The following is a 26,921-nucleotide window of genomic DNA, read 5'->3' as shown; positions in this document are numbered from 1 at the left end:
GACGCGGAAGACGAGGCGGCCGGGTGGCGGAGTCCAGCACACCGGACCCACTCCGCCTCGTCAGAACTCCTGCTCACCAGCTATAACGCAACTTTTCCTGGAGCATGCCGCGCCGGGTCAGCGGCTGGCGAGTTCCGAGAAGATCTCCACCAGTTCAGGCCGGTCGAACGGGCCGACATGGGGTGCCGCGACGCTTCGCACGTCGGTCGGGTTGTTCGGAGTGAGGCGGTCGGCCTCTTTGATGAATCGGTCCTGCAGCGCTGGCGGGATAAGCCGGTCGAGGGTGAGACGCACGTACGTCCGGGGAATCCGGCCCCAGGTGTGTGCCTCGCCCCGGGCTTCGGCCAGGGGAATGCCGGCGGTCTCGTCCGGTTCGAGCATGTTGAGCAGCCGACTGACCCCTTCGTCGGTGAAATCTCCGGCAAGGGCACCCTTGACGCCTTGGAACACCGCCGGGTCGGCCGAGCGCCAGTTGAGCCGGCTCACCCCCAGGACCGCTGGATCGGCGACCATGGCCGCGGTCACTTGGGGGAGCAGGCTGTCACTGTTCTCCGGCGTTTCGAGATAAGCGGCCAGGTTCGGCAGGTCCACGCAGCAGTACGCCGCGACGTAGACAACCCGTTCGAGCAGTTCGGGGATGGCGTTGCCGACTCTGCTCACGGTGACGCCGCCCTGGCTCATGCCGACCAGGATCACGGGCCCGTGGCGGCGGGCGCGGCGCACCACGTCCACAACGCGCTCGACATAGTCGTCGATGGTGATCTTGGCGAGCGGCGAAGGTTCGGTTGCCAGTGCCTCGAGGTCCTGCGGGGCCTGGTACGAACGGGGGTAGAACGCCTCGCGGCCGTGTCCCGGAAGGTCGACGGCCACGCACCGGTGCCCGCGCAGGGCGAGCTCGCTGGTCAGCCCCGAAGCCCAGGCCGACGAGGAGTTGGTGCCGTGGATGAACACCAGGGTCGGCGGTCGCCGATCGGCGTCGCGGTTCGTTGTCATTGATGTTCTCTCCTTTTGTCTGTTGGACGGGTGGTGTGAGTTGGCGGTCAACGGTGCGGTGGGCGCCACATCGGCCACAGGGGCGGGCTGTCCGCCACGCGAACCGGCTCGCCGAGATCCTCGAATCCGTGCCGCTGGTAGAGGGCGCGACTCCGGGACGAACTCGCCTCCAGATACGCGGCGAGCCCGTCGGCGTCCGCTCGCTCCAGCCGGTGCCGCAGCATCGCCGAGCCGAGTCCGGTGCCCTGCCGCCCGCTGATCACCCCCATGCAGGGGAGGTAGAGGTGCGGTTCGCGATCGGGGTGCCGTGGGGCCAGTGCCTGGCCCAGGGCCAGCAATCGTGCACCGTTCTCACCGAAGGCCGTCTCCTGGCCCGCCTCGGGCGCGTCCGGGTGCTCCGCATAGGGCGTCTGACCTGCGGCCAGCGTCAGCCATACCGAGGCGCCCTCGCGACGGCCGGCCAGGTACGCCTCGGCGGCGGGATGGGTGAGCAGGGGGCGGTAGAAGTGCGCCTGGAGACGACCTCGTTGGCCCATCTCGGGGAAGAGCCAACAGACCAGTGGATCGTTCATGAACGCCTCGGTCAGGACGTCCAACACCGCCTGCTGGTCTGCGTCATCCGCTCGCCACACGGATGCGTACGGCGTATCAACTGTCATGGGTACAGCGTATTGAAACGGTCCCGGAAGTGAATATATCTCGAGAATTTAGCGAGTTAAAGTGAACTAGTACTGAGAGAGATTGAACTAGTACACTCTTGGCGGATAGCAACCTCACCAAGAGATCGGGGACTCTATGCCGTCGTCAACGCCGCGACCGGAACCGCCATACCGGCAGATCGTCACGGAGATCCGTGCCCGGATCCTGACCGGCGACCTGCGGCCCGGCGACCGGGTGCCTTCCATCCGGGAGATCGCCCAGCGATGCGGGGTCGCGGTCGCGACCGCGACCAGAGTGATGGCCACTCTCCGCGACGAAGGGCTGGTCGAAACGAAGGTCGGCGCCGGCACGGTGGTCAGCCCCCTGGGCCAGAAGCAGCCGGCCGGCCTGACCACTCCCCTGAGACCGCGGCGAGCCGACGTCCCCAAGCAGGCACTGAACCGGAAGCAGGCTCTCCGCACCGCCATCGCGATCGCCGACGCCGAGGGACTCGACGCCGTATCCATGCGGCGACTCGCTTCCGAGCTCGGCGTCGGTCCGATGTCGCTGTACCGGCACGTGACGAACAAGGACGAACTGGTGACGCAGATGGCCGACAAGGTCTTCGGCGAACTGGAGCTCCCCATCCCGGGGCCGGAGGGGTGGCGAGCCAAGCTCGAACTGATCTCCCGCCGGCAATGGGAGCTGTGCCGGCGACACCTCTGGCTGCCCAGGGCCATCTCGTTCACGCGACCGTTGCTGGTGCCCAACATGATGGCGCACACCGAGTGGACCCTGCGCGCACTCGACGGGCTTGGACTGCCCATGACGACACGGATTCGCGAGGCGCTCACGCTGCACGCACTGGTCCACACCGTTGCGCTGTCCACGGCGGATGAGATCGAAGCCGAGCAGGAGACCGGTATGACGCTCGACCGGTGGTGGCTGACACAGCGAAAGCGGGCCGACGAACTCCTCCGCTCCGGACGATTTCCGCTGCTGGCCGCGGTTTCCGAGGAAACGGTGTCGGACGTGGACGGATTGTTCGAGTACAGCCTTGCACGCCATCTCGACGGTTTCGCCGCCCTGGTGGAGGATCAGGCCCGAACGCGCCCGTAGTCGGCGTGATGTGGGTTGGGCATCCCAGCGGTAGCGGGGTCTTGCTCGGCGGATGGGTGCGCGGACGGTGACGAACGCGCCGCCAGCGCGCACTGCTCGGCCGCCACTATCCGCCGTCGCCTCAGGGAATGGGCCGCCCTGGGCCTGGCCCAGAAGCTGCACGCGATCACTGCGGCCGACGCCGATCGCGCGCAGCTGCAGGGAGAAGAGCACGCGGTCCCCGGCCACCGCCGCCCGGCGATCACTCCAGGTCGCCGTCTCCGGCCCAGTGGGTCGTGCTCCATATGGCGCCACACTGGCAGCGCGTCAGCTCGACCAGCTCGCTCTTTTCGTTCATGGTCAGGCCGTGGTCGAGACGGACGTGAACGTGTGCACTCATGACGGATCGACTTCCGATTGATCATTCGATGCCCCGGCCGGACGACGGGCGGAAACCAGCCGGCGACATGGGCCGGACCGGGAGCTTTTCGTACTGTCTACCCGAAGTAAGGACCGGTCGATGCGGTTCCCACGATGTTTTACCCGAGGTCAAGGCATCACCCGAGCGGGAGGCACAGGCAGGGCAGGGCCCACGCCACGGCAAAGGAAGTGGTACGGCGAGCCTTGGGCCGACTCGCCGGCCGCGCGTTGTGCACCCCTGCCGGAATGTCGATCCTGAGGTGTCGCCCCGCCACGACAAGATCGCCGAGTCCTGCAAGGCCGTCGTTGTAAAAGTAATTTATTTTCCCTTTGGCGTGCACGGATCGTGCAGCGGGGAGGCCCCACATGGACAGACCGGCTGCCGATCGTCTGAGGGGCGGCGGGTGCGTCCCGGGTCAGAGATGTGCGGGTGATGGGGATGGCGAAGGAGTCCGGCAGGGCCGAACAGCCGAGGAGCGCGCACCGCGGCTTCACGGAGAACCCCGGCGGGGGCTACGTCACCACGTTGCGCGGGCTGGAGATACTGAACAACTCGCTGCTGAACAAGGGAACGGCGTTCAGCGAGCAGGAGCGCGCGGAGCTGGGCCTGGAGGGGCTGCTCCCCTCGGCTGTCGAGACACTCGACGAGCAGGCGCGCCGCGCGTACGCGCAGTACCGGGCACAACCGACCGGCCTGCGCAAGAACGTCTACCTGTCGGCACTGCAGGACCGTGACGAGGTGCTCTTCTACCGGCTCCTGGCCGATCACCTGCGGGAGATGCTGCCGATCGTGTACGACCCGACGATCGCGCAGGCGATCAGGACCTACAGCCACGAGTACCGTCGGCCGCGGGGCGTCTACCTGTCCGTCGACGACGTGGACGGCATCGAGCGGGCTTTCCAGAACCTCGGCATGGGAGCCGACGACGTCGACCTGATCGTCGCCTCCGACGCGGAGGAGATCCTGGGCATCGGGGACTGGGGGGTGGGCGGCGGGGCCGGCATCGCCGTCGGCAAGCTGGCCGTCTACACCGCCGCCGCCGGGATCGACCCCGCCCGGGTCATCCCCGTCGCGCTCGACGTCGGCACCGACAACGAGGGGTTGCTCAACGACCCGTTCTACGTGGGCAACCGGCACTCGCGGGTGCGGGGGGAACGCTACGACAACTTCATCGACGCCTACGTCTCGGCGGCCACCCGCCTGTTCCCCGGCGCGATGCTGCACTGGGAGGATTTCGGGCCGTCCAACGCCCGGCGCATCCTGGAGAGGTACATCGGCCGGATCCCCACCTTCAACGACGACATGCAGGGCACCGGCGCGATCGTGCTCGCGGCCATGCTGGGCGCCGTCCGCGTCTCCGGTACACCGATGCGCGAGCAGCGGATCGTCGTCTTCGGCGCCGGCACGGCCGGCATCGGGATCGCCGATCAGTTGCGTGACGCGATGGTCCGCGACGGCCTGGACCGCCAGACGGCCACCCGCCGGATCTGGGCGGTCGACAAGCAGGGCCTGCTGATCGACGACATGTCAGACCTGCGCGACTTCCAGACCCCCTACGCCCGGCCGGCCTCCGAGGTCGCCGACTGGAGCGGGGAGAGGGACGAGATCGACCTCGACGAGGTCGTCGGCCGCGTCAAGCCGACCATGCTGCTCGGCACCTCCACCAAGCACGGCGCCTTCACCGAAAAGATCGTTCGAGCCATGGCCGCCGGTGTCGACAGGCCGATCATCTTCCCGATCTCCAACCCGACCGAGCGGATCGAGGCGATGCCGGCCGACCTGATCCGGTGGACCGACGGCCACGCCCTGATCGCCACCGGCATCCCGATCGCCCCCATCACCCACCACGGTGTCACCTACGTCATCGCCCAGGCCAACAACGCCCTGCTCTACCCGGGGCTGGGACTGGGCGTGGTCGTGTCGCGAGCGCGGCGGGTCAGCGACGGCATGCTCCAGGCAGCCGCCGAGGCGGTCGGCGGCATGGTGGACGTCTCGACCCCGGGCGCCTCCCTGCTGCCCCAGGTGGACAACCTGAGAGAGGTCTCGGCCACGGTCGCGGTCGCGGTCGCGGAGCAGGCGGCCAAGGAGGACCTGGCCCGCGCCGACCTGCGGGACACCATCCAGCAGGTCCAGAACGCGATGTGGCAGCCGCGGTACCGACCGGTTCGGGGGACATGACGATGGCCGGTCAGCACCGGGAGGAGGAGGCCGCGCCGCGGATCCTGGACCTGCCGATCGGCCTGGAGGCCTCCGGCACCCGTACCGAGAGCGACTCGACCGGCGAGATCCAGGTGCCGGCCGACCACTACTGGGGCGCGCAGACCCAGCGGTCGCTGATCCACTTCGCCATCGGCGACGACCTGATGCCCAAGGCCGTCTACCACGCCTACGGTTTCGTCAAGAAGGCCGCGGCGATCGTCAACGGCCGCGCCGGCCGGCTGCCCCGCTGGAAGGCCGACCTGATCAGCCGGGTCTCCGACGAGATCGTCCACGGTGACCTGGACAGCGAGTTCCCGCTGTACGTCTGGCAGACCGGCTCCGGCACGCAGTCGAACATGAACGTCAACGAGGTGATCTCCAACCGGGCTCTCCAGCTCATCGGCCGTCCGCTCGGCGGCAAGGATCCCGTGCATCCGAACGACCACGTGAACATGGGACAGTCGTCCAACGACACGTTCGTCACCGCCATGCACATCGCCGCGGTGCGGGCGATCGACGGCCGGTTGCTGCCGGCGCTGACGCGGCTGCGCGACGCCACCGCGGCCAAGAGCCTCCAGTGGGAGCACGTGGTCAAGATCGGCCGCACCCATCTGGAGGATGCCACCCCGCTGACGGTCGGCCAGGAGTGGTCGGGCTACCTCGCCCAGATCCAGGACGCCGCCGACCACCTCGAACACACCCTCACCGGGCTGTACCGGCTGGCGATCGGCGGCACGGCGGTCGGCACCGGGCTGAACGCGCCACCGGGGTTCGGGGACGAGGTCGCCGCCCAGATCGCCGATCTCACCGGCTACCCCTTCGTCAGCGCCCCCAACAAGTTCGCCGCCCAGGCCTCGTGCGACGCGCTGGTCCGGGTCTCGGCGGCGTTGCGCGCCCTGGCGGTGTCGCTGTTCAAGTTCGCCAACGACATGCGCTGGCTGGGATCGGGGCCCCGGGCCGGCCTGCACGAGCTGATCCTGCCGTCCAACGAACCGGGGTCCTCGATCATGCCGGGCAAGGTCAATCCGACCCAGGCGGAGGCGATGCTGATGGTCGCCATCCAGGTGGTCGGCAACGACAGCGCGGTCTCGATGGCGGGCGCGGAGGGCAACTTCGAGCTCAACGCCTTCCGCCCTGTCATCATCGACAACGTCCTGCACTCGGTACGGATCCTGTCCGACATGATGGACCACTTCCGCGTCTACCTCATCGAGGGCGTTCAACTCGACACCGACAGGCTGAAGGACGACGTCGACCGGTCCGTGATGATGGTGACCGCGCTCAGCCCGATCATCGGCTATGACGAGGCCGCGCGGATCGCCCACCGAGCGCTCGACGAGGACCTCACGCTCAAGGAGGCCGCTCTCAAGTCCGGCGTCAGCCAGGCCCTCTACGACAAGGTCGTCGATCCCGAACGCCTCACCCGGCCCGGTGTGGCCGCCTCAGGTGACGGCACGCCTCCCTGAGGCGGCGGGTCCTCGGTCGTTCGAAACGCGGTCGCCGCCCAGGCTGTCACGGAGGACTCCCCCCGGCGGCCGTGCCGGATGATGCGGTGAGCGGGCGTTCCCTGAGCAGCAGCGCCAGCACCAGGCCCGCCCCGAACACCACCGCCAGCCACAGGAACATCGGCACCAGCCCGTCGGCGTAGGCCCCGGCGACGAGCGCGCGGGAGGCTGGAGGCAGCGCGGCGGCGGCCTCGGGCGTCAGGCGGTGCGGGTCACCGGCCCCGCCGAGCACGGGGCCGAGCCCCGCGGCGACCCGGTTGGCGAACACCGAGCCGATCACCGCCGCCCCGACGGTCACGCCGATCTCCCTTACGAAGACGACCGTCGAGGTGGCGGTGCCGACCGAGGACTGGGGAACCGCGATCTGCACCGCGGTGATCGAGACCTGCATGAAGCAGCCGACCCCGAGGCCGAGCAGCACGAGGTAGGCGGCCAGCAGCCACGAGGGCGTCTGCGTGGTCATCGACCCGAGCAGCAGCATCGAGGCGGCCGCGAGGGCGGTGCCGACGATCGGGTAGATCTTGTAGCGCCCGAACCTGCTGATCAGGAGACCGGTGCCGATGTTCGCCGCGAGCAGGCCGAGCGTCAGCGGCACCAGGAACAGGCCCGCCGCGGTGGCACCCATCGAGTACACCATCTGGACATACGACGGCACGTAGCTGACCACGCTGAACAGTCCGGCGCCGACCACGAGGCTCAGTCCGCCGGCGACCAAGACCGTGCGGTCGGCGAGGAGGCCGAGCGGGATGAGCGGGTCGGCCGCACGGCGCTCGGCGAGCACGAACAGGAACGTTCCCACCAGTGTGAACGCGCCCAGGCCCAGGATCGTCGGGGACGTCCAGCCGTGGAGCGTGCCGCCCCAGGTGCCGATCAGGACGAGCGCGGTCGTCGTGACGGCCATCAGCGCGGTGCCCGTCACGTCGAGGGGGGCCGACAGCCGCCGCTTCGGCAGCCGCAGCGAGGTGGCGGCGAGGACGAGCGCCACGATGCCCAGCGGCAGGTTGATCCAGAAGATCCAGCGCCATCCGGCGCCGTCGGTGAGCGTCCCGCCGATGAGCGGGCTGACCACCGTGGCGACGCCGAAGACCGAGCCCAGCGGGCCGAGGAACCTGCCCCGGTCGCGCGGCGGGACCAGGTCGGCGACCACGGCCTGCGACAGGATCATCAGTCCCGCGGCGCCGAGCCCCTGCAGGGCGCGGGCCAGGACGAGCTGGACGATGTCCTGGGCCGCGCCGCACAGTGCCGACGCCACCAGGAAGACGACGATCGACCCGAGCAGCAGCGACTTGCGCCCCAGGGCGTCGCCGAGCTTCCCGAAGACCGGCATCGCGACCGCCGTGGCGAGCGCGTAGGCCGCCACGACCCACGACATGTGTTCCAGGCCGCCGAGCTCTCCGACGATGGCGGGCAGGGCCGTGGCGACGATCGTCTGGTCCAGCGCGGACAGGAAGGTGACCAGCAGCAGGGCGACGAAGACCCTCCCGAGCCGGGGAGCGGGGGCTGGAGGCGAGGCCGAGACAGGGGACTCGGACAGGGACGGGGAAGAGGGAAGGGCCTCGGACCGCACGGAGGTGCCGGGCATGACAGGGGGATGATCCACGAGAGACTTCTCCGCGGGTCTCCGCTCGCGCTGTGCGGCGGTGACGGCGGCAGGAGGCGCGGCACGGGACATGATCGTCCCGGGCCGACGGGCGGCGATGTCAACACCGCGCCCCGTCGTCCTGACAAGTGTCCCATGCCCCCTTCCGCAACATCCGCCCCGGGTGCGCCTTCCGCCGCCGTGCCGCGGACGGGCGCGGTTCCGTGCCGGAGCCGGAACCACACCGGAACCGTCCCGCGTCGCGACCCCGATTCGGCGGCCCGTACGGGAAGACCTTCCGCGCCGGGGAAGGCCCCTCCCGCGAGGTGGTGGCCGCTGTGGCCGCCGCGACGGGAACGGGCCTCGCGCGTCAGGTCACCGGTCTCGGTCGTTTCCACGATTCGTGTCCCCGGATTTCACAAAACAGAGCCAGTCAACTGAGAAACACTTTGTTTGTTAATTCTATGTTTCTGAAAACTTCGAGTGTGCCGGGCGTTCGTCACCCCGACGGCGGGCGCCCCCCTCCGCGCCACCATTCCCGCACCATGAATTTGACCTGGAAAAACAGACTTCCGCCCTCTGGCGACAGCGTCCGCCTCCCCCGCGCGGGTGACCCGGCATCCACCTGGAGAGTGACGCCCAGCGGGCGAACGGATGATGACCATGTCGTTAGATGTCACGTTGTCCCGTTAGATGTCCCACTTCTTCGTTTCCAGGGGAACAGTTGTGTTGAACACCAGGACAGGCTCGGTAAACGAGCTGACCGTGGCCGAGTTTCTCCTTGAGCAGCTCGACACCCTAGGGGTGGACGCGGTTTTCGGCATTCCCGGCGGAAACATCTCCGCGTTCATTCAGGCTCTGCGAGAACATCCGAAAATCAAATTCATCATCGCCTCTCACGAGGGCGGAGCCGCCTTTATGGCGGACGGGTACGCGCGATCGACGGGAAAGCTGGGCGTGTGCCTGGTCACCGCGGGCCCTGGCGCCCTCAACGCACTGACCGGGGTCGCCTCCGCTCACCGCGACCAGGTTCCGCTGCTGGTGGTGGGCGGTCAGGTCCGGACGGATCTCTTCGGCCTCAGGGCGCTCCAGGACAGCAGCGACCTCGGCACCAACATGACCGCGATGTACTCCCACGTCTCCGGGTTCTCCACCGGCCTGAGCGACCCGGGCTCCTTTCCCCGCATCCTCTCCCAGGCGATCAACGTCGCGACCGGCCCCCGTCCCTGCGCCGTGTACCTGTCGGTTCCCGCGGACATCGCCCGGATGCCGGTCGGGGACGAGAAGGCCGCCACGATGGTCCGGCGGCCCGGCATGGAACTCGACCCCGCCGAGGCGCGGCGCGTCCTCGGGGCGCTCTCGCAGGCACGACGCCCCCTGATCTTCCTGGGGAACGGAGCGCGGCAGGCGCTGCGCTCGAACCAGTCGGCATTCCGGGAAATCGTCCACACGCTGGGGGTTCACGTCGTGACCAGCGTGCGCGCCAAGGGCATCTTCCCCGAGAGCGACGACCACTGCCTCGGCGTGCTGGGGACGGCGGGCACCGAGCGGGCGGCGGGCTACGCCGCGGCGGGGGTCGACGCCCTCCTGGTGATCGGCAGCGGCCTGGGGGAATGGGCGACCAGGAGCTTCGACCGCAAACTCGCGGCCGTCTCGTCGTACTTCCACGTCGACCTGGATCCCACGGTCTTCGGTCAGTTCCTCAAGGGCGGCGAGCACATTCAGGCCGACGCGGAGGTCTTCCTGCGTGGTCTGCGCCGTGAGCTGCCCGGGCTGGGCGAGGTGAAGCGGGCACCCACGCTCTCGCCCCCCTCCTCGCGGCCGGCGCCGGTGCCGCTCCCCCGCGACAGCGGAACGGGCGTGTCGCCGGTGGCGGTGATGCTCGCCCTCAACGACCTGCTCACCGGTCAGGACGACCTGTACATCGACATGGGCAACTGCACGGCATGGGCCACGCACCATCTGGTGATCGACCCGCCGACCCGCATCTTCTACCCGTGCGGCCTGTCGTCGATGGGCTGGTCGTGCGGCGCGACCGTCGGCGGGAAGATCGGTGACGGCGGCCGTGTCGCGACCGCGCTCGTGGGCGACGGCGCGTTCCTGATGAACGGCAACGAGGTCAGGACCGCCGCCAAGAACCGGGTGGGCGCGATCTTCGTCGTCCTCGACGACGGCTACCTGGGAATGGTCAACCACGGGGAGCACGCGCAGAACGGTGGACGTTTCTCCCTGAAGGACGACTTCTACGGCCTGGGGGTGGTGGATCTCGCCCAGTTCTCCCGCGCGCTCGGCGCCGACGCCTACGTCGTCGAGGAGGCCGAAGCCCTGCGGGAGGCGATGGGCGAGGCCAGGTCGGCGGCGGCCAGGTGGTCGCGGCCCCAGGTGGTCGTGGTCAAGACCGACTACCGGGTGAGTCCCCCCTACGGTGAGCGGTTCACCGCGGTGGCGGGGGACGCGTGATGGCCGGGGAGGCGCGTGCCGGCATCGGCATCGCGGGACTGGGATCGGCCCTGCCGCCGACGGTCGCGGAGGCGGTCTCCACCGGGAGCGGGCCCTCGGCCGAGAGCGGGCTGTTCAGCGGGGCCCGCAGCCGCCGGGTCCTGGCGGGCGGCGAGGCGATCGAGGATCTCGCGGTGTCGGCGTGCCGCGGGGCCCTGGAGGAGGCCGGTGTCCGCGCGGACGAGATCGACAGCCTGTACGGATACATAACGGTGTCCGAGTTCCTGAGCCCGAACGGGCTGTTCCGCGTGCACCGTGACCTGGGACTGGGGAGCCACGCGCTCGTGGTGCCGATCAACTGCGAGTTCGGCACCTTCGTCATGGCGCTCGCGCTCTCCTGGGAGTCCATGCGGGCCGGGCGTTTCACCCACGCGCTGGTGAGCGTCGGGGCGAGCTGGAGCCGTCACGTGGACGCCCGCAACCCGCACGCGGGGATGATTGGGGACGGCGCGGGCGCGGCCGTGCTCCGCCGGTCGGAACGGATGGTGATCGTCGACTGGATCCACGAGACGCGCAGCGCCGAGTACGGCGCGATGACGATGGCCGTCCGCCGGGACGCCGATGACGCTGTCCGGCCCGTCTACCGCATCGAGCCCGACGCGGGGGTGGGGGCGTTCCGGTCCACGGGGATGGACGGGCCGCCGGACCTGATCCGGAAGCTGCTCGGGCGTCACGGGATCGACGCCGGGGAGGTGACCGTGATCGGCCACCAGGCCTCCGACGTTCTACTGGAGCACTGGCGGGATCGCCTGCGTCCGGCCCGCTACCACGACACGCTGAGCGACTACGGCAACCTCACCGTCGCCTCCGCGGCGGTGACGCTCGTCGCCGCCGCCGACGTCATCGACACGCCGTACCTGGTCTTGTTCGGCGTGGGGATCGGCTCCTACCAGATCGCGCTGTTGATCAGGAGATGAGAGACGGCAGGGCGCCGCGTGGCGCCTCGAAGGCCACCCCGGCCGGTCTTCGCCGGCGCCCGAGTCGTCGCCCCGGTCACAGGACGGGGTGATCCGACCGGCAAGGCGCGAGAGCCCCCGGGGGTCGACGTCCGAGGAGGCGCCGGCCGGGAGGAAACGATCCCGGCCACGCCGCAAGCTCCGACGTCAACACGCCGTGGTCGGCAGAAGCTCGTCCGGCTGCCCGAGTATGAGGACCTCACGGGTGAACGCCATCCGGTACGTGCCGATGAAGACGTGCTCGTCGGGCAGCAGGATGCCCTTTTTGGCCTGGAGCAGCGCCATATGGTCGGACACCGGGTTGTCGACGGCCAGTTCGGCGATGCCGTCGTAGGCGGGGGCCTCATAGGGTGACCAGCCGCGGAAGTCGGCGGCCAGGCCGACGTTGGTCGTGTAGCGGACGAGCGTGTCGCCGAGAACGTCCCGGACGAGGGGCATGTGCCGCTCGCGCCAGTGGGCCGCCGTCTGCGCCGGGGTCATGTCGGGCCGGCGTGCCAGCATGAACAGCACCTTGACGCCGCGGTGGGCACGCGCCCTGTCGACGTGGACCTGCTGGTCGGTGGCCATGTGCTGAAAGGTACCCATGAAGTCTCGCTCGCCGTCGCGCAGTCGGCCGGACGCCTCGGCGACCAGAGCGGCGAGCTCGGCCGGGTCGTCGACGTCGTACCAGCCTTCGGCGACGCCGTCCCAGGCGGGAGCCTCATCCGGGGCCCAGCCGGAGTAGTCGGCAGGCATCCCGACATTGCACGCGTAGCGCAATAACCGTTTGCCATACGCCTGCACCACCTTCGGGGCGTGCACCCGCGTCCAGTAGTCGACGGCTTCCTCGTGGGTCTGGTCGAGACGTCGGTTCCACAGCGTGAACAGCTTGATCACATCGCACTCCTGTCGGTGTTCGCCGGCGGGGACGGCATGGGTGGTCTGGGTACTTCCCGGTACCGGGAAGGTCGCGAGGCGCCGGGCGGGTGAGAACCGAGACACGCGGGCGGCGACCGGCTCGACCGGTCGCCGCCGGCACGTGCTCACGACCGGTGCGTCCGCTCCCCCGTGAGCCGTTCGCGCAGCCGGAACTTCTGCACCTTGCCCGACGCCGTGAGCGGCAACGCCTCGACGACGGACCACTGCTTCGGGACCTTGTGGCGAGCGAGCCTGGCCAGGCAGTACTCGCGCAACCCCGCCACGTCCGGCGTACGACCGGGCGCCGGGCGGACGAAGGCGGCGACCTGCTCGCCCCACGTGTCGTCCGGCACCCCGACGACGGCGACGTCGGCCACGTCGGGATGCTGGAAGATGACGTTCTCGATCTCGCGGGGGTAGATGTTCTCGCCACCCCGGATGATCATTTCCTTGAGGCGTCCCTCGATGCGGCAGTAGCCGCGCTCGTCCATACTGGCCAGGTCGCCGGTGTGCAGCCAGCCGTCGGCGTCGATGGCCGACATGGTGGCTACGGCGTCGTCGAAGTAACCCGTCATGACGTGATACCCGCGGGTGCACAGCTCTCCGACGGTGTTGACGGGGAGGGTCGTGCCGTCGGAGGGATCGACGATGCGCACCTCGGTGTGGGGCAGGGGCCGGCCGAGGGTCTCCATCCGGTCCTGCCGGCCGTCCTCGGACGAGGTCGCGGTGATGACCGGCGACGCCTCCGTCTGGGCGAAGAGGACGCTGACGACCGCGGGGGTCCGGGTCTCGATACGCCGGACGAGTTCGGGCGGTACCACGGCCCCCCCGGAGATCACCCGGGCCAGCCTGGACAGGTCCGTACGGGCGAACTCCGGGTGGTCCAGCATCCCGATGAGCATGGTGGGCACGCCGATGAGCGTGTCCGCGGTCTCGGACTCGACGAGATGCAGCATGAGCGCCGGGTCGAAGGCGGACGGGAGCACGAGCGTCCCGCGAACGGCGAGTGCGCCGAGCACGCTCACCACGCAGCCCGCGGTGTGGAACAGCGGCATCGGGCTCACCTGCACCCCGCCGGGGGTGAGCCGGCATCGCTCGGCGTAGAGGCGGGCGTTGTTGACGATCCCGCGATGGTGCAGGACCGCGCCCTTCGGGGTCCCGGTGGTTCCCGAGGTGTACTGCACCTGCGCGGCGCTGCCCGGGTCGACCTGGGGAAGCGGGGTGTCCGGCCGCCCCACCGGCAGGAACCGGTCCCAGTCCGCGAAGCTGACGACCTCCCGCAGGACGGGCAGGTCCGGACGTACCCTCGCCAGGGTCCCGGCGAGGTCGGAGCCACGGTAGCCGGGAATCAGGAACACCCCGGCCGCCCGGGACTGCCTGAGGACGTGACGCAGTTCCTCCGCGCGCAGCGCCGGGTTGACGGTGACGATGGTGACGCCGGCGAGCGCGGCACCGTACTCAAGGAGCACCCACTCGGGCCGGTTGTCGGCCCAGACGGCGACTCGCTCGCCGGGCTCGAAACGGGTGAGCAGCCCGTGAGCGACGGCCTCCGCCTGCTCAAGCAGTTGTGCGAACGTCCACCGGCGGCGTCGTGCCGCGTCGGGTACGCCCTCGACGAGGGCGACGGAGCCGGGGCTGTCCTGCGCCGCGGCGCGAAGCGCGGCGCCGACGGTGAGGTCGGCGAGCGGCGACGTCACCTCGGCGGACCACCAGGATCGGGTCAGCGGCCTCGGCTCTCCCGCCTCGCCGGCCGGGTGCGCGTACGGTGTGGGAGTCATCGCGGAATCTCCATCTGAGTCTGGCGGGCCTGTTCGGAGGCCGGGGTGGTGGGGGTTCGTGGCCGCCATCGCCACGGCCGTGGTGGTGTGGGGTCTCGCGCGTCAGGAGGCGAGCGACTCGATCAACCCGGCGACCGTGGCCGGCATGACGCGTACCGCGTCGTGCGGGCCGGCCAGTTCGTAGTAGTCCCAGTCCGGCGAGTCGCGCGCCGCGATCGCGTACGGCTCCACGATCCCCAGAGGGCGGGCGTTGCAGTAGACGAAGGTACGGCGGGCGGTCGGCTCGGCCGGTGCTCGTACCGGTTCCTCCATCGTGCCGATGGGGTGCGAGGTCAGCCGCCGCGCGATCGCGGCGGCGCGCTCGCCGGACCAGCCGGTGGTGTCCTCGACGGGGAACATGGGCGGGATGAGTGAGGGGGTGCCCGCGGCCCCGGCCAACGCCCGGGCGGCCGTGGTGAAGTCCGGGCCCAGCAGGTCACCCACGGACTGGCCGTCCTGGGGTACGAAGGCATCCAGATACACCAGTTCGGCCAGCCGATCGCCCCGCTCGGCCGCGACGCCGGTGATGACCATTCCTCCGTAGGAGTGGCCGACCAGTACGACATCGTCCAGCCCGTGCTCGTCGATGACGCGAACGACATCGGCGACGTGCGTCGACATGTCGGTCTGGGCTGTGGCCTCGCCCGCCCGCTCGGCCAGGCCGGTCAGCGTCGGCGCGTGGACGGCGGCGCCCGCTTTCCGCAGCCTCGCCGCGACGTCGTCCCAGTGCCAGCCGCCGTGCCAGCCGCCGTGTACGAGCACGCAGGTGCGAAGGGTCATGTGAACCTCCTGAGATGGCCGCGGCCGTGGCTTCGACCAGCGAGGGCCGGCCGCCCGGGGGCGCGGCGGGTAAGGTGGGCCCACTATCACTCGAACAGTGCTCGTGTGTCAATATCACTGTTCTAGAAGCACGATCACCATTCCCGACCGACGACCGGGTGACCCCAACGGCTCGATCCCTCGACCTGGGCTACCCGGCGACGCCGCTTCCACGGAGGCACCGGTCTGCTCGGTGATCTCGAAACGGCGGGAGCCTCCGCTTGTTCGATCAGCAAGGAGCGGCGACGCTCCCCCATCGCAGAAAAGGAGTCCGATGAACACCCTGGCCACCCCTGACGACCGCGCATCCCTTCTCGACCACGATCGGCGTTTCTTCGACACCCTGGTCGCCGGCGACGCGGCCCGCCTGAGCGAACTGCTGGCGGACGACTTCATCCTGGTCAGCGTCAATGACGGCGCGGCGGTGCCCGGCTCCGTCCTGCTGGACGCGGTGTCGTCGGGAGCCGTCCGGTTCCCGGCCGTCCAGTCCTTTCCCGACGAGGCCGTCGTGCGCCGGATCGGCGATGTCGGCATCGTCGTCGGGCGGACCGGGATGAACTTCACCAACCCCGACGGCAGCACGTTCACCGGCGGCAGCAGGTACACCCATGTCTTCGTCGCCGACTCCGGCACCGGATGGCGCCTCGTCTCCGCCCAAGGGACGGAGATCAAGGCCGGGGCCTGACCTCGTCCCGTCTCCGTGCTCTCCTGGCCGCCCCGGTACGGAGACGGGACCCGAGTCGCCCCCGGCAGATGCCGCCACGACATGATCGCCGAAGACCGGATCGAGTGATAGTACACTGCTCGTGTGTCACGAGCAGAGTTCGAACCAGAGCGGCGCCGGTCGGATTCGGCCCGTGCCAAAGGCCGGCTGACGTTCACACGCATGGACGTGATCAGGGCCGGCACCCGGCTTCTCGACACGGAGGGTGTCGAGAAGCTGTCCATGCGCAAGCTCGCCAACACCCTGGGCACCGGCTCGTCGACGCTCTACTGGCATGTCAGGGACAAGGACGAGCTGCTGCTGCTCATCCTCGACGAGACCCTCCATGGAGTCACCGTTCCCGCCTTCGGCACCTGGGATGTCCGGCTGCTCGAGACCCTCGCCCGTTGTCACGAGGCGCTGCTGCCGCGCCCCGCGCTCGTCGACGTGCTCTGGCGTGCGGCCTGGGAACTCGGGCCCGAGACCTTGAGGGTGGCGGACGCCCTCATCGGACTCGTCGCGGAGAGCGGCCTGCCGGATGACGAGGTGGGCGACTCCTACATGGCGCTCATCACCTTGCTGTTCGGGTTCGTGGCGGGCGAGCGCACCTCGCCGGGAAATCCCCGCTACAGCGAGACCCGGGCGGAGGGGGAGACCGCGGGTTCCGGGCCGCCGTACCCCAACCTGATGCGATACGCACCGGGTACGGGTGTGGAGACGATGACGCGCCAGTTCCGCTACGCCGTCGAGCGATTCATCGCGGGAATCAAGCTCCGCGTGGCCGAGCACGAGCAGGCGACCGGCGCCCCTCGGAGCTCGTGACGAGACCGGGCACTCGATCGGGCCGGGCCGACGGGCTGCGCCGGCGACAACGCGGCCCGTCGGCCTCGCGCCGGGTCCCCGTCAGCCGGTGGCCGCGGGCCGGTCGGGGTCGTTGGACCACTGCGACCACGACCCGGCGTACAGGGCCGCGTGGACCCCGATCCGCTCCAGCGCGAAGACGGTGTGGGCGGCGGTCACCCCCGAACCGCAGTAGACACCGACCGCCGTGCCCTCCTTCACCCCGAGGGCGCCGAAGCGGGCGGCGAGTGCCTCCTCGTCGAGGAAGGTCGCATCCGGCGTCAGGTTCTCCCCGGTGGGGGCGTTGACCGCGCCGGGGATGTGGCCGGCGCGCGGATCGACCGGCTCGGTGTGGCCGAGGTAGCGCTCGGCCGCCCGCGCGTCGAGCAGCACGCCGGTGCCGGCGAGTTCGGCCGCGGCGTCGGCGTCGAGGACGGGCAGGGCACCGGAGGTCAGCGTCACGTTTCCCGGTTCGGGCCGGACCTCGCCGGTCTCCACCGGATGGCCCGCCTCCGTCCAGCCCCGCAGGCCGCCGTCGAGCAGCCGCACCGAGGACACCCCCGCCCAGCGCAGCAGCCACCACGCGCGCGCCGCGGACAGGCCGCCACCGGCGTCGTACGCGACGACCTCGTCACCGTCGTCCAGCCCCCAGCGGCGGGCGGCGCGCTGGAGCGTGTCCAGGTCCGGCAGCGGGTGCCGCCCCTCCGCGGGAGAGGGCGGGGCCGCCAGTTCGGTGTCCAGGTCGACGAAGACGGCCCCTGGCAGGTGGCCTTCGAGATAGGCGCGGTGGCCGTGCGGGTCACCGAGCTGCCAGCGAACGTCGAGAAGCCGGACGCGCGCTCCTGACCCGAGCCGTTCGGCCAGCTCGTCCGCACCGATCAGTCCGGTCGGGCTCTCACTCATCAAATACCTCCAGCGTGCAGACCCCGTCCTGCAGGGCGGGGAGGATGTCAACGTTTCGTCCTTCTGACATTCGAATACGGCGTGGCTCAGACCTTGCGGCCGGTCTCCTGAATTTGGCCGGGATTTTGGAACCAGTGGGTCACCCAGGCGTCGGGGTCACCGGCGAGTTCGCGAATATGGCCGGGCAGCGTCCCCCCGGCGATGTCGGCCAGTGTCACCGATTCGAGAATGGATCTGAGGGTGGCCCGCATGGCGATCCACACGATCTGCAACCCCTCCGAGGGCGGGCCGTACTCGATGTCCTGAGGACATTCTCCGCGAATGACGGTGAGCGGCCCGTTGAGGGCGCGGATGACGTCGGCGATGACGACCTGGTCGGCGGGGAGGCGGAGCCGGTGCCCGCCTCCGGTGCCGCGCTGGCTGGTGATGAACCCGGTGCGCCGAAGCTCCGCCATGATCGCTTCGAGGAACTTGTGCGGGATCTCCTGCCCCTGCGCGAGTTCCTCGGAGCTGACCGGGCGGTCCGCGTGCGCCGCGAGCTGTGTGAGGGCGCGCAGGGCGTAGTCGGTCTTGGCCGAGATTCGCACCTGGGCCTCAGTGGGCCAGGTCGCACGCGGGCGGCTGCGCCTGCGGGTGTTCAGGCATCCGTGGCCGCGCCGTCATGGGGGTGTGTCGCAAAGCCCTGTTCCTTCCATGCGCTGAACCCGCCAAGAATATGGGTGACGTTGGTGTACCCCAACTCCGCGAGCTTCTGAACGACCGGCCCCGAACCGCGCTCCGACGAGCAGAAGACGACGATCTCCCGGCCGGGATCGGCGGCGTCGGCCAGCAGTTCCGGGGATTCCCGGTCGAAACTCCTCAGGACGTCGACCTTCTCCACGGCGACGGCCGTGGGCAGCAGGCCGTGTTCGGCGCGCGCCTCGGGGCGGCGTACGTCGACGAAGAGCGCGCCGGCGGCGAGCTTCCCGGCGGCCTGTTCGGGGTCGATGAAAAGGTCCTCGGGCGAGACGGTCATGGTCTTCCTCTCAGTGAAGTGGCGACGGGGTGTCGAGGGACAGGTCGAAGTGGGAACGCAGGGTGGTGCCCTCATAGCCGGCGCGCACCAGGCCGCGTTCCCGCAGGATCGGCACGACGTGCTCGACGAAGGACTCGATGCCACCGGGGGCGATCGGCATCATCAGGTTGAAGCCGTCGGCCGCCTCGTTCTCGAACCAGTACTGGAGCTGGTCGGCCACCTGCTCGCCGCTGCCGATGAGCGCCCACATGCCCAGCGGGGCGAGGCCACCGAGGCGACCGGCGAGCCGGCCGAGGGTGAGGCCCTCGTCGACGGCCATGGTACGCAGCTCGACGAAGCCGGTGACCGAGCCGTTGAAGTCCTCCGGGGCGGGGAGCAGGTGGAGTGGGACGGCGTCGTCGGGTGAGTAGCCGGACAGGTCGATGCCGAGCATGGCGCCGAGGGCGGTGAGGGCGCCGGGGTTGGTCACCAACCGGGACTCGATCTCCCGCACCAGCCGCCTGGCCTCGGCCTCGGTGGCCGCGACGTAGGGCACCACGCCGGGCAGGACCCTGATCGAGTGCGGGTCCCTGCCCAGCTCGGCGGCCCGCGTCTTGATGGAGCGGTAGACACCTCGCGTCTCGTCGATCGACATGGAGCGGGCGTAGACGGCGTCGGCGTGCGCGGCGGCCAGCTCGATCCCGGCGGGCGAGGCCCCGGCCTGCACGATCGGGGGACGTCCCTGCGGCGAGGGCGGCACGGTCAGCGGCCCGGCCACCGAGAAGTGCTCGCCGACGTGGTCGATCGGGGTGATGCCGCCGGGACGGATCATGGTGCCGGCCTCGCGGTCGGCCAGGATCGCGTCCGGCGCCCAGCTGCCCCACAGCCGCTCCAGCACCTGGACGAACTCCCGGGCGCGGGCGTAGCGGTCGGCGTGCGGGATGTGCCGCTCCCTGCCGTGGTTGCGGGCGACGTGGTCACCCGCGGAGGTGACGAGGTTGACCCCGGCCCTGCCCTTGCTGATCAGATCGAGGGAGGCGACCTGGCGGGCGACGGTGTACGGGTCGCTGTAGCTGGTGGAGACGGTGGGGATCAGGCCGATGTGGGTGGTACGGGTGGCGATGGCCGACAGCAGGGTCAGCGGTTCGAAGGGGGTGTTGGCCAGGGCGTCGTTCGGGTCGCCGCGCAGCGCCGGGGTGTCGGCGATGAAAATCGAGTCGAACCCGCCGCGCTCGGCGGTCTGGCAGAGCCGCACGTAGTACTCGACGTCCAGGGCCTGGTCGGTCCGGCTGTCGGGGTGACGCCAGGCGGAGGTGTGGTGGCCGACGCCGCTGAGGTTGAAGTTCAGCGACATCGTACGGCGGGGCGGGGTCACGTCCAGGTGCCTTTCTCGTTCAGTCCGAGGGCGGCGCGGCCGACGGCGTCGATCACGACGTCCTCGTTGGGCGGGTTGAACAGGGCGACGCGCAGGTCACGGAAGTGGCGTCCCAGCGGGGAGGTGTTCCAGACGGAGGCTCCGCCGACCAGGCGGCAGGCGTGGTCGACGGCGTCCGAGGCGTGCCGGTGGACCAGGAGCTTGGTGGCGGTGGCCTGAACGACGTCGGCGGGTTCCGGGACACCCTCGCACCGGTGCAGGGCGTCCTCCAGCAGCAGGCGCGCCTGGAGCAGGGCCAGCTCGATACGCGCGGCGTGCTCCTGGGTGCGGGGCTGCTCGGCGCGGCTGCCCGGACGGCCGTCGCCTCGGGGACCGGTGGCGAACGCGAGGGCCACCTCGCGGGCCGCCTCGGCGATGCCCAGGTGGATCGAGGCCAGCAGCAGCGCCCACCAGGCGCCGAAGGTACGGGTGATCTCCGGGGCCACCTCGGGGTCGTACGCCTCTGCGACGGCGTCCGCGGGGACGGTGACGCCGTCGAGGATGACGTCGTGCGAGGCCGATCCGCGCATGCCGAAGGTGTCCCAGGTCGGCTCGATCCGCACACCGTCCGCGTCGGCCGGGACGACGAAGGTGCGCGCCACGGGCTCGGCGGCGGTGTCGTCGTCGACCGTGGCCGACACCAGCAGGTGATCCAGCGCGATGCTGCCGGTGACGTAGCGCTTGTGGCCGCTCAGCAGCCACGACCCGTCGTCCCCGCGAGAGGCGCGGGTCTGGACCGCGCCGCCCCGGCTGGGGGCGCCGCTCAGCCGCTCGCTGCTGGCGAAGTTGACCAGGCCGTCGGTGGCGGCGAGGGTCCGGCCCAGCTCGGCGGCTCCCCGGCCGGGGACGTGCGGCGAGAGCAGACGCGTGCCGTGGATGTAGTGCATGGTCAGGACCAGCGCGGCCGAGGCGTCGGCGGCGGCGAGGGTCCGGATCACCCGGCCGGCCTGGGGCAGGGTGGCGCCCCCGCCTCCGTACGCGGCCGGGATGACGAAGGAGGGCAGGCCCGCCGCCCTGAGGTCGGCGAAGGTCTCCGCGTGCGGCCGGTCCTCCCCCGCGACCCGGGCGGAGATCGCCGGAACCAGTTCCTGCAGCGCGGCGAGGACCTGCCGTTCGGTACGCGCGCCGGTCAGCGGGCTCACCATCGGGGGCTCGCGTCCGCGCCGGGCTTCAGCTGTCCGGGTACCGCCATGAGGAGTTCCTTCGTGTAGGAGTGGTGCGGGTTGTCGAAGACGTGCTCGGCCGGACCGCTCTCGACCACGGAGCCGGCGCGCAGGATCGTGACCTCGTGCGAGATCTGGCGGACGACCGCCAGATCGTGGGAGATGAACAGGTAGCTCAGCCCCAGCCGCACCTGCAGCTCGACCAGCAGCCGCAGGATCTGGTCCTGCACGGAGACGTCCAGCGCCGAGACGGGCTCGTCGAGGACCATCAGCTCGGGGCGGAGCGCCAGCGCCCTGGCGATGGCCACTCGCTGCCGCTGTCCGCCGGACAGCTCGGTGGCGTGCCGGTCGAGAACCGACGAGGGCAGCGCGACCTGGTCGACGAGCTCGGCGGCCCGGCGGCGCCGGGCGGCGCGGTCCCCCTCGCCGAACGCGTCCAGCGGCTCGTCGATGAGCGCCGCGACCGAGAGCCTCGGGTCCAGGGAGGCGAACGGGTTCTGGTAGACGGGCTGGAAGCGCCGCCGCAGCGGACGCAGCGTCCTGCGGGTGGCCGTGGTGATGTCCACCCCGTCGAACAGGACCCGTCCCCGGGTGGGGGTCTCCAGCCGCAGCGCCATCCGCGCGGTGGTGGACTTGCCGGAGCCCGACTCTCCGACCAGGCCGACCGTGCGGCCCCGGCCGACGACGAGGTCCACGTCGCTGACCGCGACGGTCACCGAGGCGGCGTGTTTGAACTCCTTGGTGACACCCCTGAGCTCCAGCAGCGGCGCCGGTACGGTCCCGCTTTCCGGCGTCTTCTCCGTGTCGGTCTCCGTGTCGGTCTCCATGTCGCTCTCCGGGCGCGGACGCGATTCCGGGTATGCCTCCGGGTCCGGCCCGGCCTCGGGGCGTGATCGCGACTCCAGACGCGGCCCCGGGCGCGGCTTCGAGCGCGCCTCCGGGTCCGGCCCGGCCTCCGGATGCGAGCGCGCCTCCAGAGGCGACTCCGGGGCCGCCTCCGCCTCGGGACGCGGTCCGTGAACCGTCCGACCCGGTGACGAGGCGGCGATCAGTGTCGGCCCGGCCAGGGTGGGGACCGCGCCGAGCAGGCGGCGGGTGTAGGCGTGCCGGGGGTCGCCGAGAATCCGCTCGGTCGGCCCCTCCTCCACGACCTGTCCCTCCCGCATGACCACGATCCGGTCCGCCCGGTCGGCGGCCACCCCGAGGTCGTGGGTGATCAGCAGCACGGCGGTGCCGTTCGCCGAGGTCAGACGCTGGATGTGGTCCAGGATGCGGCGCTGGACGGTGACGTCGAGCGCGCTGGTCGGCTCGTCGGCGATGACCAGCCGGGGCGCGCAGGCCAGCGCGATGCCGATCAGCACCCGCTGGCGCATGCCGCCCGACAGCTCGTGCGGGTAGCGGCGGGCGTAGTCGGCGGGGTGCGGCAGCCCGGCCTCCTCCAGGATCGTCTCGACCAGCCCCCGGACGTTCCTCCGGGTGGCCCGGCCGTGCAGCAGCAGCACATCGGCCACCTGGTGCCCGATGCGCCGTACCGGGTTGAGCGCGACCGCCGGGTCCTGGGGGATGAACCCGATCTCGGCGCCGCGCAGGTGGCGCATCGCGCGGTCCGGCCAGCCGGTGATGTCCTGTCCGCCGAAGTGGACCTGTCCCGCGCTGATCCGCCCGGTGGCGGGTAGCAGCCCGTTGACGGCGTGCGCGGTGGAGGACTTGCCCGAGCCGGACTCGCCCACCAGTGCCACCACCTCTCCCCGGTCCACCCGCAGGCTGACGCCGCGTACCGCGTCCGTCTCGTACCGGTCACCACCGCGCCGGGCCGGCCCGTACCCGACCCGCAGGCCGGTCAGGCGCAGCAGGGGCTGTGTACTCATCGGTCGTCTCCCCTGCCGGTGTCCAGGGCGCGGGCTACCCGGTTGGTCGCCAGCATGGTCGCCACGATCACCGCGCCGGGCAGGGTGGTCAGCCACCAGGCGCTCACCAGGTAGTTGCGCCCCTCGGAGACCAGCGACCCCCACTCGGGAGCGGGCGGCGGCGCGCCGAAGCCGAGGAAACTCAGCGAGGAGACCGCCAGGATGGCCGTACCGAACTCCAGGGCGGCCATCACCAGCACCGAGCCCACGGCGTGCGGCAGCACATGGCGGATGAGGGATCTCCACCGGCCGACGCCCAGTGCCTCGGCCGCCTCGACGAACACCTGGGTGCGGGCACGCAGCACGTCGGCCCGCATCACCCGGGCGAAACCGGCCACCGCCGCCACACCGACCGCGACCGCCACGTTCAGCGTGCCGAAACCCAGCACGGTGACCACGGCCAGCGAGAGCAGCAGCCCCGGAATCGACAGCAGTACGTCGACGCAGCGCATGACGGCGTCGTCGAACCGGCCGCCCACGTACCCCGAGAGCAGTCCCAGGGACGACCCGACCAGGAATCCGACCAGCACCGCCAGGGCGGTCGCGGTCAGCGAGAGCGAGGACCCGTGCACGACCCGGGAGAACAGGTCGCGCCCGAGGTGGTCGGTGCCGAACCAGTAGGTGCCGTTCGGGGGCAGCAGCTTGTCCTTCGGCGAGCCGACCAGCGGGTCGAAGGGGGCGAAGATCCCGGGTACCAGCGCCCAGGCCAGCACCAGCGCCAGGAACAGCACGGAGAGCACCAGCCCGGGGCGCCGCACGACCGCGCGGACCCCGCCGGCGCCACGGCGCGGCCGGTCGGGTCCGGGAGCGGAGACAGGGCCGGGTCCGAGACCGGAGCCGGGGTCAGGCGGGAGGCTCGGCGCCTCGGGTCCGGATGGCCCCTGCGGCGCGGGACCGCCGGGGAGGGCCGTGGCGGGATCGGACACGCTCAACTCCTTCACGTGGCCGCTCGCGACGGCCGGATGCGCGGATCGAGCAGCGGGTAGACGGCGTCGACCACCAGGTTCACCACCACGAAGACGAGGGCCGACAGCACGACCAGGCCCTGGATCATCGGGATGTCCTGCGCGGCGACGGCCTGCTCGACCAGGCGGCCCACCCCCAGCCGGGAGAAGACCGTCTCGACCACGATCGCCCCGGCCAGCATGTTGCCGACCGTCATGCCGACCAGGGTGAGGCTCGGCAGGCTCGCGTGACGCAGCACGTCGACGAAGAGGATGCGCAGCCTGGAGGCGCCCTTGGCGGTGGCGGTGACCACGAACGCCTCGTCCCAGGTCTGGCGGAGGCTCTTGATCAGGACCTGGGCGATGATCGCCGCGGTGGGCAGGGCCAGCGTCACCGCGGGCAGCACCACCGAGGCGAAACCCCGGTTGCCGATCGCGGGAAACCAGCCGAGCCGGAACGAGAAGACCTGCAGCAGGATCAGCCCCGCCCAGAACGACGGGATCGACACCAGCAGCGGGGGCAGCGACAGCAGCAGCCGTCGCAGCCGTCCCCCGCGCAGGTAGCCGGTGAGCAGGGCCAGGCTCCCGCCGAGCAGCACGGCGATGGCGAAGGCCAGCGCGGCCAGGCCCAGGGTCTCCGGCAGCGCCTGGCCGATCAGCTCGGTGACCGGCAGCCGCTGGGGAATGGAGGTTCCGAAGTCGCCCTGGACGAACCGCCACAGCGCGATGCCGTACTGGACGTAGAACGGCTCGTCGACGTGGTACTCGGCGCGCAGCGCGGCCACCGCCCCGGGATCGAGCTCGCCCATGGACCCGGTGGAGGCGAGCATGATCTCCACCGGGTCGCTGGGCAGCAGGTAGAGGATCACGAAGCCGGCGGTGAAGGCCGCCCAGAGCACGAAGGCACCCTGGGCCGCGCGGCGCAGCAGGTAGCGGGCCATGGTCAGCCGGCCAGCCAGGTGTCGTGGAAGAAGTGCGCGGCGTAGGTGTCGAGGACGTAGCCCTTGACCTTCGGGGAGACCGCGACGACCTTGGTCTGCTCGCGCAGCGGGATCCAGTGGCCGTGGTCGATGACGTACTTCTGCAGGTCGTCCGCGGCCTTCGTGCGGGCCTCGGGGGTGGCCGCCTCGTTCAGCGCGTCGGCGACGGCCTCCAGTTCGGGCTGCTCGGCGTTGAGCAGCGCGGAGTTGCTCTTCTTGAACAGTCCGGCGAGGAAGTCGATGTCCTTGCTGGCGCCCGAGCCGGTGAGGAAGTCGTAGTCGGCCTTGGAGATGTCCTTGAGCATCGCGGCGTTGTCGGCGGGGGTGTTGGCCTTGATCTCGACCTTCACCCCGATCCTGGCGAGCTGCTGCTGGGCGAGCTCCAGTTCCTGCTGGGTGGCGCCGAAGAAGTTGCCGATGATGTAGGTGATCTTCGGCTCCAGGCGTACGCCGTCCTTCTCCCTGACCCCGTCGGCGCCCGGCTTCCAGCCCGCCTCGTCAAGGATCTTCTTGGCGCCCTCGGGGTCGTAGGCGAGGTCGGCGCCGAAGTCCTTCCACCCGGCGGTGCCGGAGGAGACGATGCTGGTCGGGGCCTTGTAGATCTCCGGGTAGAGGGTCTCGGTGATCTCCTTGCGGTCGGTGCCCTTGAGGATGGCCCGCCTGACCGCGTCGTCGGAGCCCAGCGGGCTGTACGGGTTGGGGCGCATGCCCGGGACCAGGTTGGGCACCACCTTCGAGACGATCGTCTGCCCGGCCGAGCGGAGCTGTGGCAGGTCGGTGATCGGGATGTCGTCGCTGATGTCGAACTGGCCGCTGACCAGGCCGCCGACCCGCACCCCCGACTCGGGCACCGCCTCGAAGACGATGCCCTCCAGGTACGACGGCCCCTGGTGCGCCACCACGCCCTCGGCGCCCCAGTTGTAGTCCGCGCGGCGCTTGAGGGTGATGGACTTGTCTTTGACGATCTGGTCGAAGACGAAGGGGCCGGTGCCGACCAGCTTGCCCGCGCAGCGCTCCTCGGTGGTCGTGGCCAGCGTGGACGCCGACAGGATCGCCAGGTAGGGGTCGCTGGCGTTGCGCAGGAAGCCCAGTTCCGGCAGCTTGAAGTTCAGTTTGACGGTCAGGGGGTCGACCACCTCGGCGCCGGAGAAGCTGTTGAGCGCGTTCAGCGTCAGGGTGTCGGTCTTGCCCTCGCCGACCAGCTCGGCGAGCGTGCTGAAGTTGTCGGCGACCACCTTGGCGTCCAGGGGGGTGCCGTCGCTGAAGGTCACGCCCTCGCGCAGGTGGAAGGTGAAGGCGGTGTAGTCGTCGTTCACCTCCCACTTCGTGGCCAGCCGAGGGATGATCTCGCCCGTCTTCGGGTCCTGGTCGGTGAGGGTGTCCAGGATCTGGTGGGTGACCGTGCTGTTGCGGCCGCCGGTGAGCGAGACGTCCAGGCACGGCTGGAAGCTGGAGACCGCGATGGTCAGCTTGCCGCCCTGCACCGGCGCGCCGGTGTCGGCGCCGCTCGCGCCCGCGGTGGCCTCACCGCCCGAGGAGCAGCCGACGGCCAGCAGCGCGAGCGCGGCCCCTGCGGCTGCCGCCCGGACGGGGAAAGTCGAGAACAACGGATATCCGAACATGAGAAACCCTTGTCAAAAGGACGACCTGG

General features: G+C 70.5%; 23 protein-coding genes. 7 read left to right on the top strand and 16 right to left on the bottom strand.

Annotated elements, in window-relative coordinates:
* Window positions 1-117: 117 nt before the first annotated feature.
* The gene (locus ABT061_RS14555) at window positions 118-1,071 is read right to left on the bottom strand and encodes an alpha/beta fold hydrolase (protein WP_350916586.1); all 954 of its coding nucleotides are present in this window, start codon (window positions 1,069-1,071) and stop codon (window positions 118-120) included.
* Window positions 1,041-1,652, bottom strand: a complete 612-nt coding sequence (locus tag ABT061_RS14550) for a GNAT family N-acetyltransferase (protein ID WP_350916583.1) — start codon at window positions 1,650-1,652, stop codon at window positions 1,041-1,043. Before ABT061_RS14550 ends, ABT061_RS14555 begins: the two co-directional genes overlap by 31 nt.
* Window positions 1,653-1,788: 136 nt before the next feature.
* Here ABT061_RS14550 and ABT061_RS14545 point away from each other — a divergent pair, with 136 nt between their 5' ends.
* Window positions 1,789-2,751 carry a GntR family transcriptional regulator gene (locus ABT061_RS14545; RefSeq protein ID WP_350916580.1) on the top strand — a complete coding sequence of 321 codons (963 nt, stop codon included), beginning with the start codon at window positions 1,789-1,791 and terminating at the stop codon, window positions 2,749-2,751.
* Window positions 2,752-2,992: 241 nt separating this feature from the next.
* Here ABT061_RS14545 and ABT061_RS14535 read toward each other — a convergent pair whose 3' ends face one another.
* Window positions 2,993-3,130, bottom strand: coding sequence for a hypothetical protein (locus ABT061_RS14535; protein WP_350916577.1), 138 nt, complete (start codon window positions 3,128-3,130; stop codon window positions 2,993-2,995).
* A 459-nt stretch (window positions 3,131-3,589) separates the two neighbouring features.
* Here ABT061_RS14535 and ABT061_RS14530 point away from each other — a divergent pair, with 459 nt between their 5' ends.
* Window positions 3,590-5,329, top strand: a complete 1,740-nt coding sequence (locus ABT061_RS14530; protein WP_350916573.1) for an NAD-dependent malic enzyme — start codon at window positions 3,590-3,592, stop codon at window positions 5,327-5,329.
* A gap of 2 nt (window positions 5,330-5,331) precedes the next feature.
* Window positions 5,332-6,816 (top strand): class II fumarate hydratase, encoded by a 1,485-nt coding sequence (gene fumC / locus ABT061_RS14525; protein WP_350916570.1) that lies wholly within the window; start codon window positions 5,332-5,334, stop codon window positions 6,814-6,816.
* Between the two features lie 46 nt (window positions 6,817-6,862).
* On the opposite strand, the gene ABT061_RS14520 is transcribed toward fumC, so the two are convergent.
* Window positions 6,863-8,455 carry an MDR family MFS transporter gene (locus ABT061_RS14520; RefSeq protein ID WP_350916567.1) on the bottom strand — a complete coding sequence of 531 codons (1,593 nt, stop codon included), beginning with the start codon at window positions 8,453-8,455 and terminating at the stop codon, window positions 6,863-6,865.
* 708 nt (window positions 8,456-9,163) lie between these two features.
* Here ABT061_RS14520 and ABT061_RS14515 point away from each other — a divergent pair.
* Together ABT061_RS14515 and ABT061_RS14510 are read left to right on the top strand one after the other, a co-directional pair.
* Window positions 9,164-10,894, top strand: coding sequence for a thiamine pyrophosphate-binding protein (locus tag ABT061_RS14515; protein ID WP_350916564.1), 1,731 nt, complete (start codon window positions 9,164-9,166; stop codon window positions 10,892-10,894).
* A complete protein-coding gene (locus ABT061_RS14510) occupies window positions 10,894-11,850 on the top strand; it encodes a hypothetical protein (RefSeq protein ID WP_350916561.1) in 957 nt (318 codons plus the stop codon). The genes ABT061_RS14515 and ABT061_RS14510 overlap by 1 nt, the downstream gene beginning before the upstream one ends.
* A 186-nt stretch (window positions 11,851-12,036) precedes the next feature.
* Here the strand turns inward: ABT061_RS14510 and ABT061_RS14505 are convergent, their stop codons facing one another.
* From ABT061_RS14505 to ABT061_RS14495, 3 genes are all read right to left on the bottom strand, one after another.
* A complete protein-coding gene (locus ABT061_RS14505; protein ID WP_350916558.1) occupies window positions 12,037-12,765 on the bottom strand; it encodes an EthD domain-containing protein in 729 nt (242 codons plus the stop codon).
* A gap of 146 nt (window positions 12,766-12,911) precedes the next feature.
* The gene (locus ABT061_RS14500; protein WP_350916556.1) at window positions 12,912-14,564 is read right to left on the bottom strand and encodes an AMP-binding protein; all 1,653 of its coding nucleotides are present in this window, start codon (window positions 14,562-14,564) and stop codon (window positions 12,912-12,914) included.
* A 102-nt stretch (window positions 14,565-14,666) separates the two neighbouring features.
* On the bottom strand, window positions 14,667-15,383 hold the full coding sequence (locus ABT061_RS14495; protein WP_350916553.1) for an alpha/beta hydrolase: 717 nt from the start codon (window positions 15,381-15,383) through the stop codon (window positions 14,667-14,669).
* 313 nt (window positions 15,384-15,696) lie between these two features.
* Here ABT061_RS14495 and ABT061_RS14490 point away from each other — a divergent pair, with 313 nt between their 5' ends.
* Window positions 15,697-16,107 (top strand): YybH family protein, encoded by a 411-nt coding sequence (locus tag ABT061_RS14490; RefSeq protein ID WP_350916550.1) that lies wholly within the window; start codon window positions 15,697-15,699, stop codon window positions 16,105-16,107.
* A gap of 201 nt (window positions 16,108-16,308) precedes the next feature.
* Window positions 16,309-16,947 (top strand): TetR family transcriptional regulator, encoded by a 639-nt coding sequence (locus ABT061_RS14485; RefSeq protein WP_350916547.1) that lies wholly within the window; start codon window positions 16,309-16,311, stop codon window positions 16,945-16,947.
* An 81-nt stretch (window positions 16,948-17,028) separates the two neighbouring features.
* Here ABT061_RS14485 and ABT061_RS14480 read toward each other — a convergent pair whose 3' ends face one another.
* From ABT061_RS14480 to ABT061_RS14440, 9 genes are all read right to left on the bottom strand, one after another.
* Window positions 17,029-17,868, bottom strand: coding sequence for a sulfurtransferase (locus tag ABT061_RS14480; RefSeq protein ID WP_350916544.1), 840 nt, complete (start codon window positions 17,866-17,868; stop codon window positions 17,029-17,031).
* Between the two features lie 86 nt (window positions 17,869-17,954).
* Window positions 17,955-18,455, bottom strand: a complete 501-nt coding sequence (locus tag ABT061_RS14475; RefSeq protein WP_350916541.1) for an RrF2 family transcriptional regulator — start codon at window positions 18,453-18,455, stop codon at window positions 17,955-17,957.
* 50 nt (window positions 18,456-18,505) lie between these two features.
* Window positions 18,506-18,883, bottom strand: a complete 378-nt coding sequence (locus ABT061_RS14470) for a rhodanese-like domain-containing protein (RefSeq protein WP_350916538.1) — start codon at window positions 18,881-18,883, stop codon at window positions 18,506-18,508.
* 10 nt (window positions 18,884-18,893) lie between these two features.
* The gene (locus tag ABT061_RS14465; RefSeq protein WP_350916535.1) at window positions 18,894-20,237 is read right to left on the bottom strand and encodes an LLM class flavin-dependent oxidoreductase; all 1,344 of its coding nucleotides are present in this window, start codon (window positions 20,235-20,237) and stop codon (window positions 18,894-18,896) included.
* Window positions 20,234-21,421, bottom strand: a complete 1,188-nt coding sequence (locus tag ABT061_RS14460) for an acyl-CoA dehydrogenase family protein (RefSeq protein ID WP_350916532.1) — start codon at window positions 21,419-21,421, stop codon at window positions 20,234-20,236. The genes ABT061_RS14465 and ABT061_RS14460 overlap by 4 nt, the downstream gene beginning before the upstream one ends.
* Entirely contained in the window at window positions 21,415-23,307 is a 1,893-nt protein-coding gene (locus tag ABT061_RS14455; RefSeq protein WP_350916529.1) for a dipeptide ABC transporter ATP-binding protein, read from the bottom strand. The genes ABT061_RS14460 and ABT061_RS14455 overlap by 7 nt, the downstream gene beginning before the upstream one ends.
* A complete protein-coding gene (locus ABT061_RS14450) occupies window positions 23,304-24,272 on the bottom strand; it encodes an ABC transporter permease (RefSeq protein ID WP_350916526.1) in 969 nt (322 codons plus the stop codon). Before ABT061_RS14450 ends, ABT061_RS14455 begins: the two co-directional genes overlap by 4 nt.
* 11 nt (window positions 24,273-24,283) lie before the next feature.
* Entirely contained in the window at window positions 24,284-25,231 is a 948-nt protein-coding gene (locus ABT061_RS14445; protein WP_350916523.1) for an ABC transporter permease, read from the bottom strand.
* A gap of 2 nt (window positions 25,232-25,233) precedes the next feature.
* Window positions 25,234-26,877 carry an ABC transporter substrate-binding protein gene (locus tag ABT061_RS14440; protein ID WP_350916520.1) on the bottom strand — a complete coding sequence of 548 codons (1,644 nt, stop codon included), beginning with the start codon at window positions 26,875-26,877 and terminating at the stop codon, window positions 25,234-25,236.
* Between the last annotated feature and the right edge of the window lie 44 nt (window positions 26,878-26,921).

This window comes from Streptosporangium sp. NPDC002544 (genome assembly GCF_040295965.1).
Classification (GTDB): Bacteria; Actinomycetota; Actinomycetes; order Streptosporangiales; family Streptosporangiaceae; genus Streptosporangium.
This window is presented reverse-complemented; position numbering and strand designations above follow the sequence as displayed.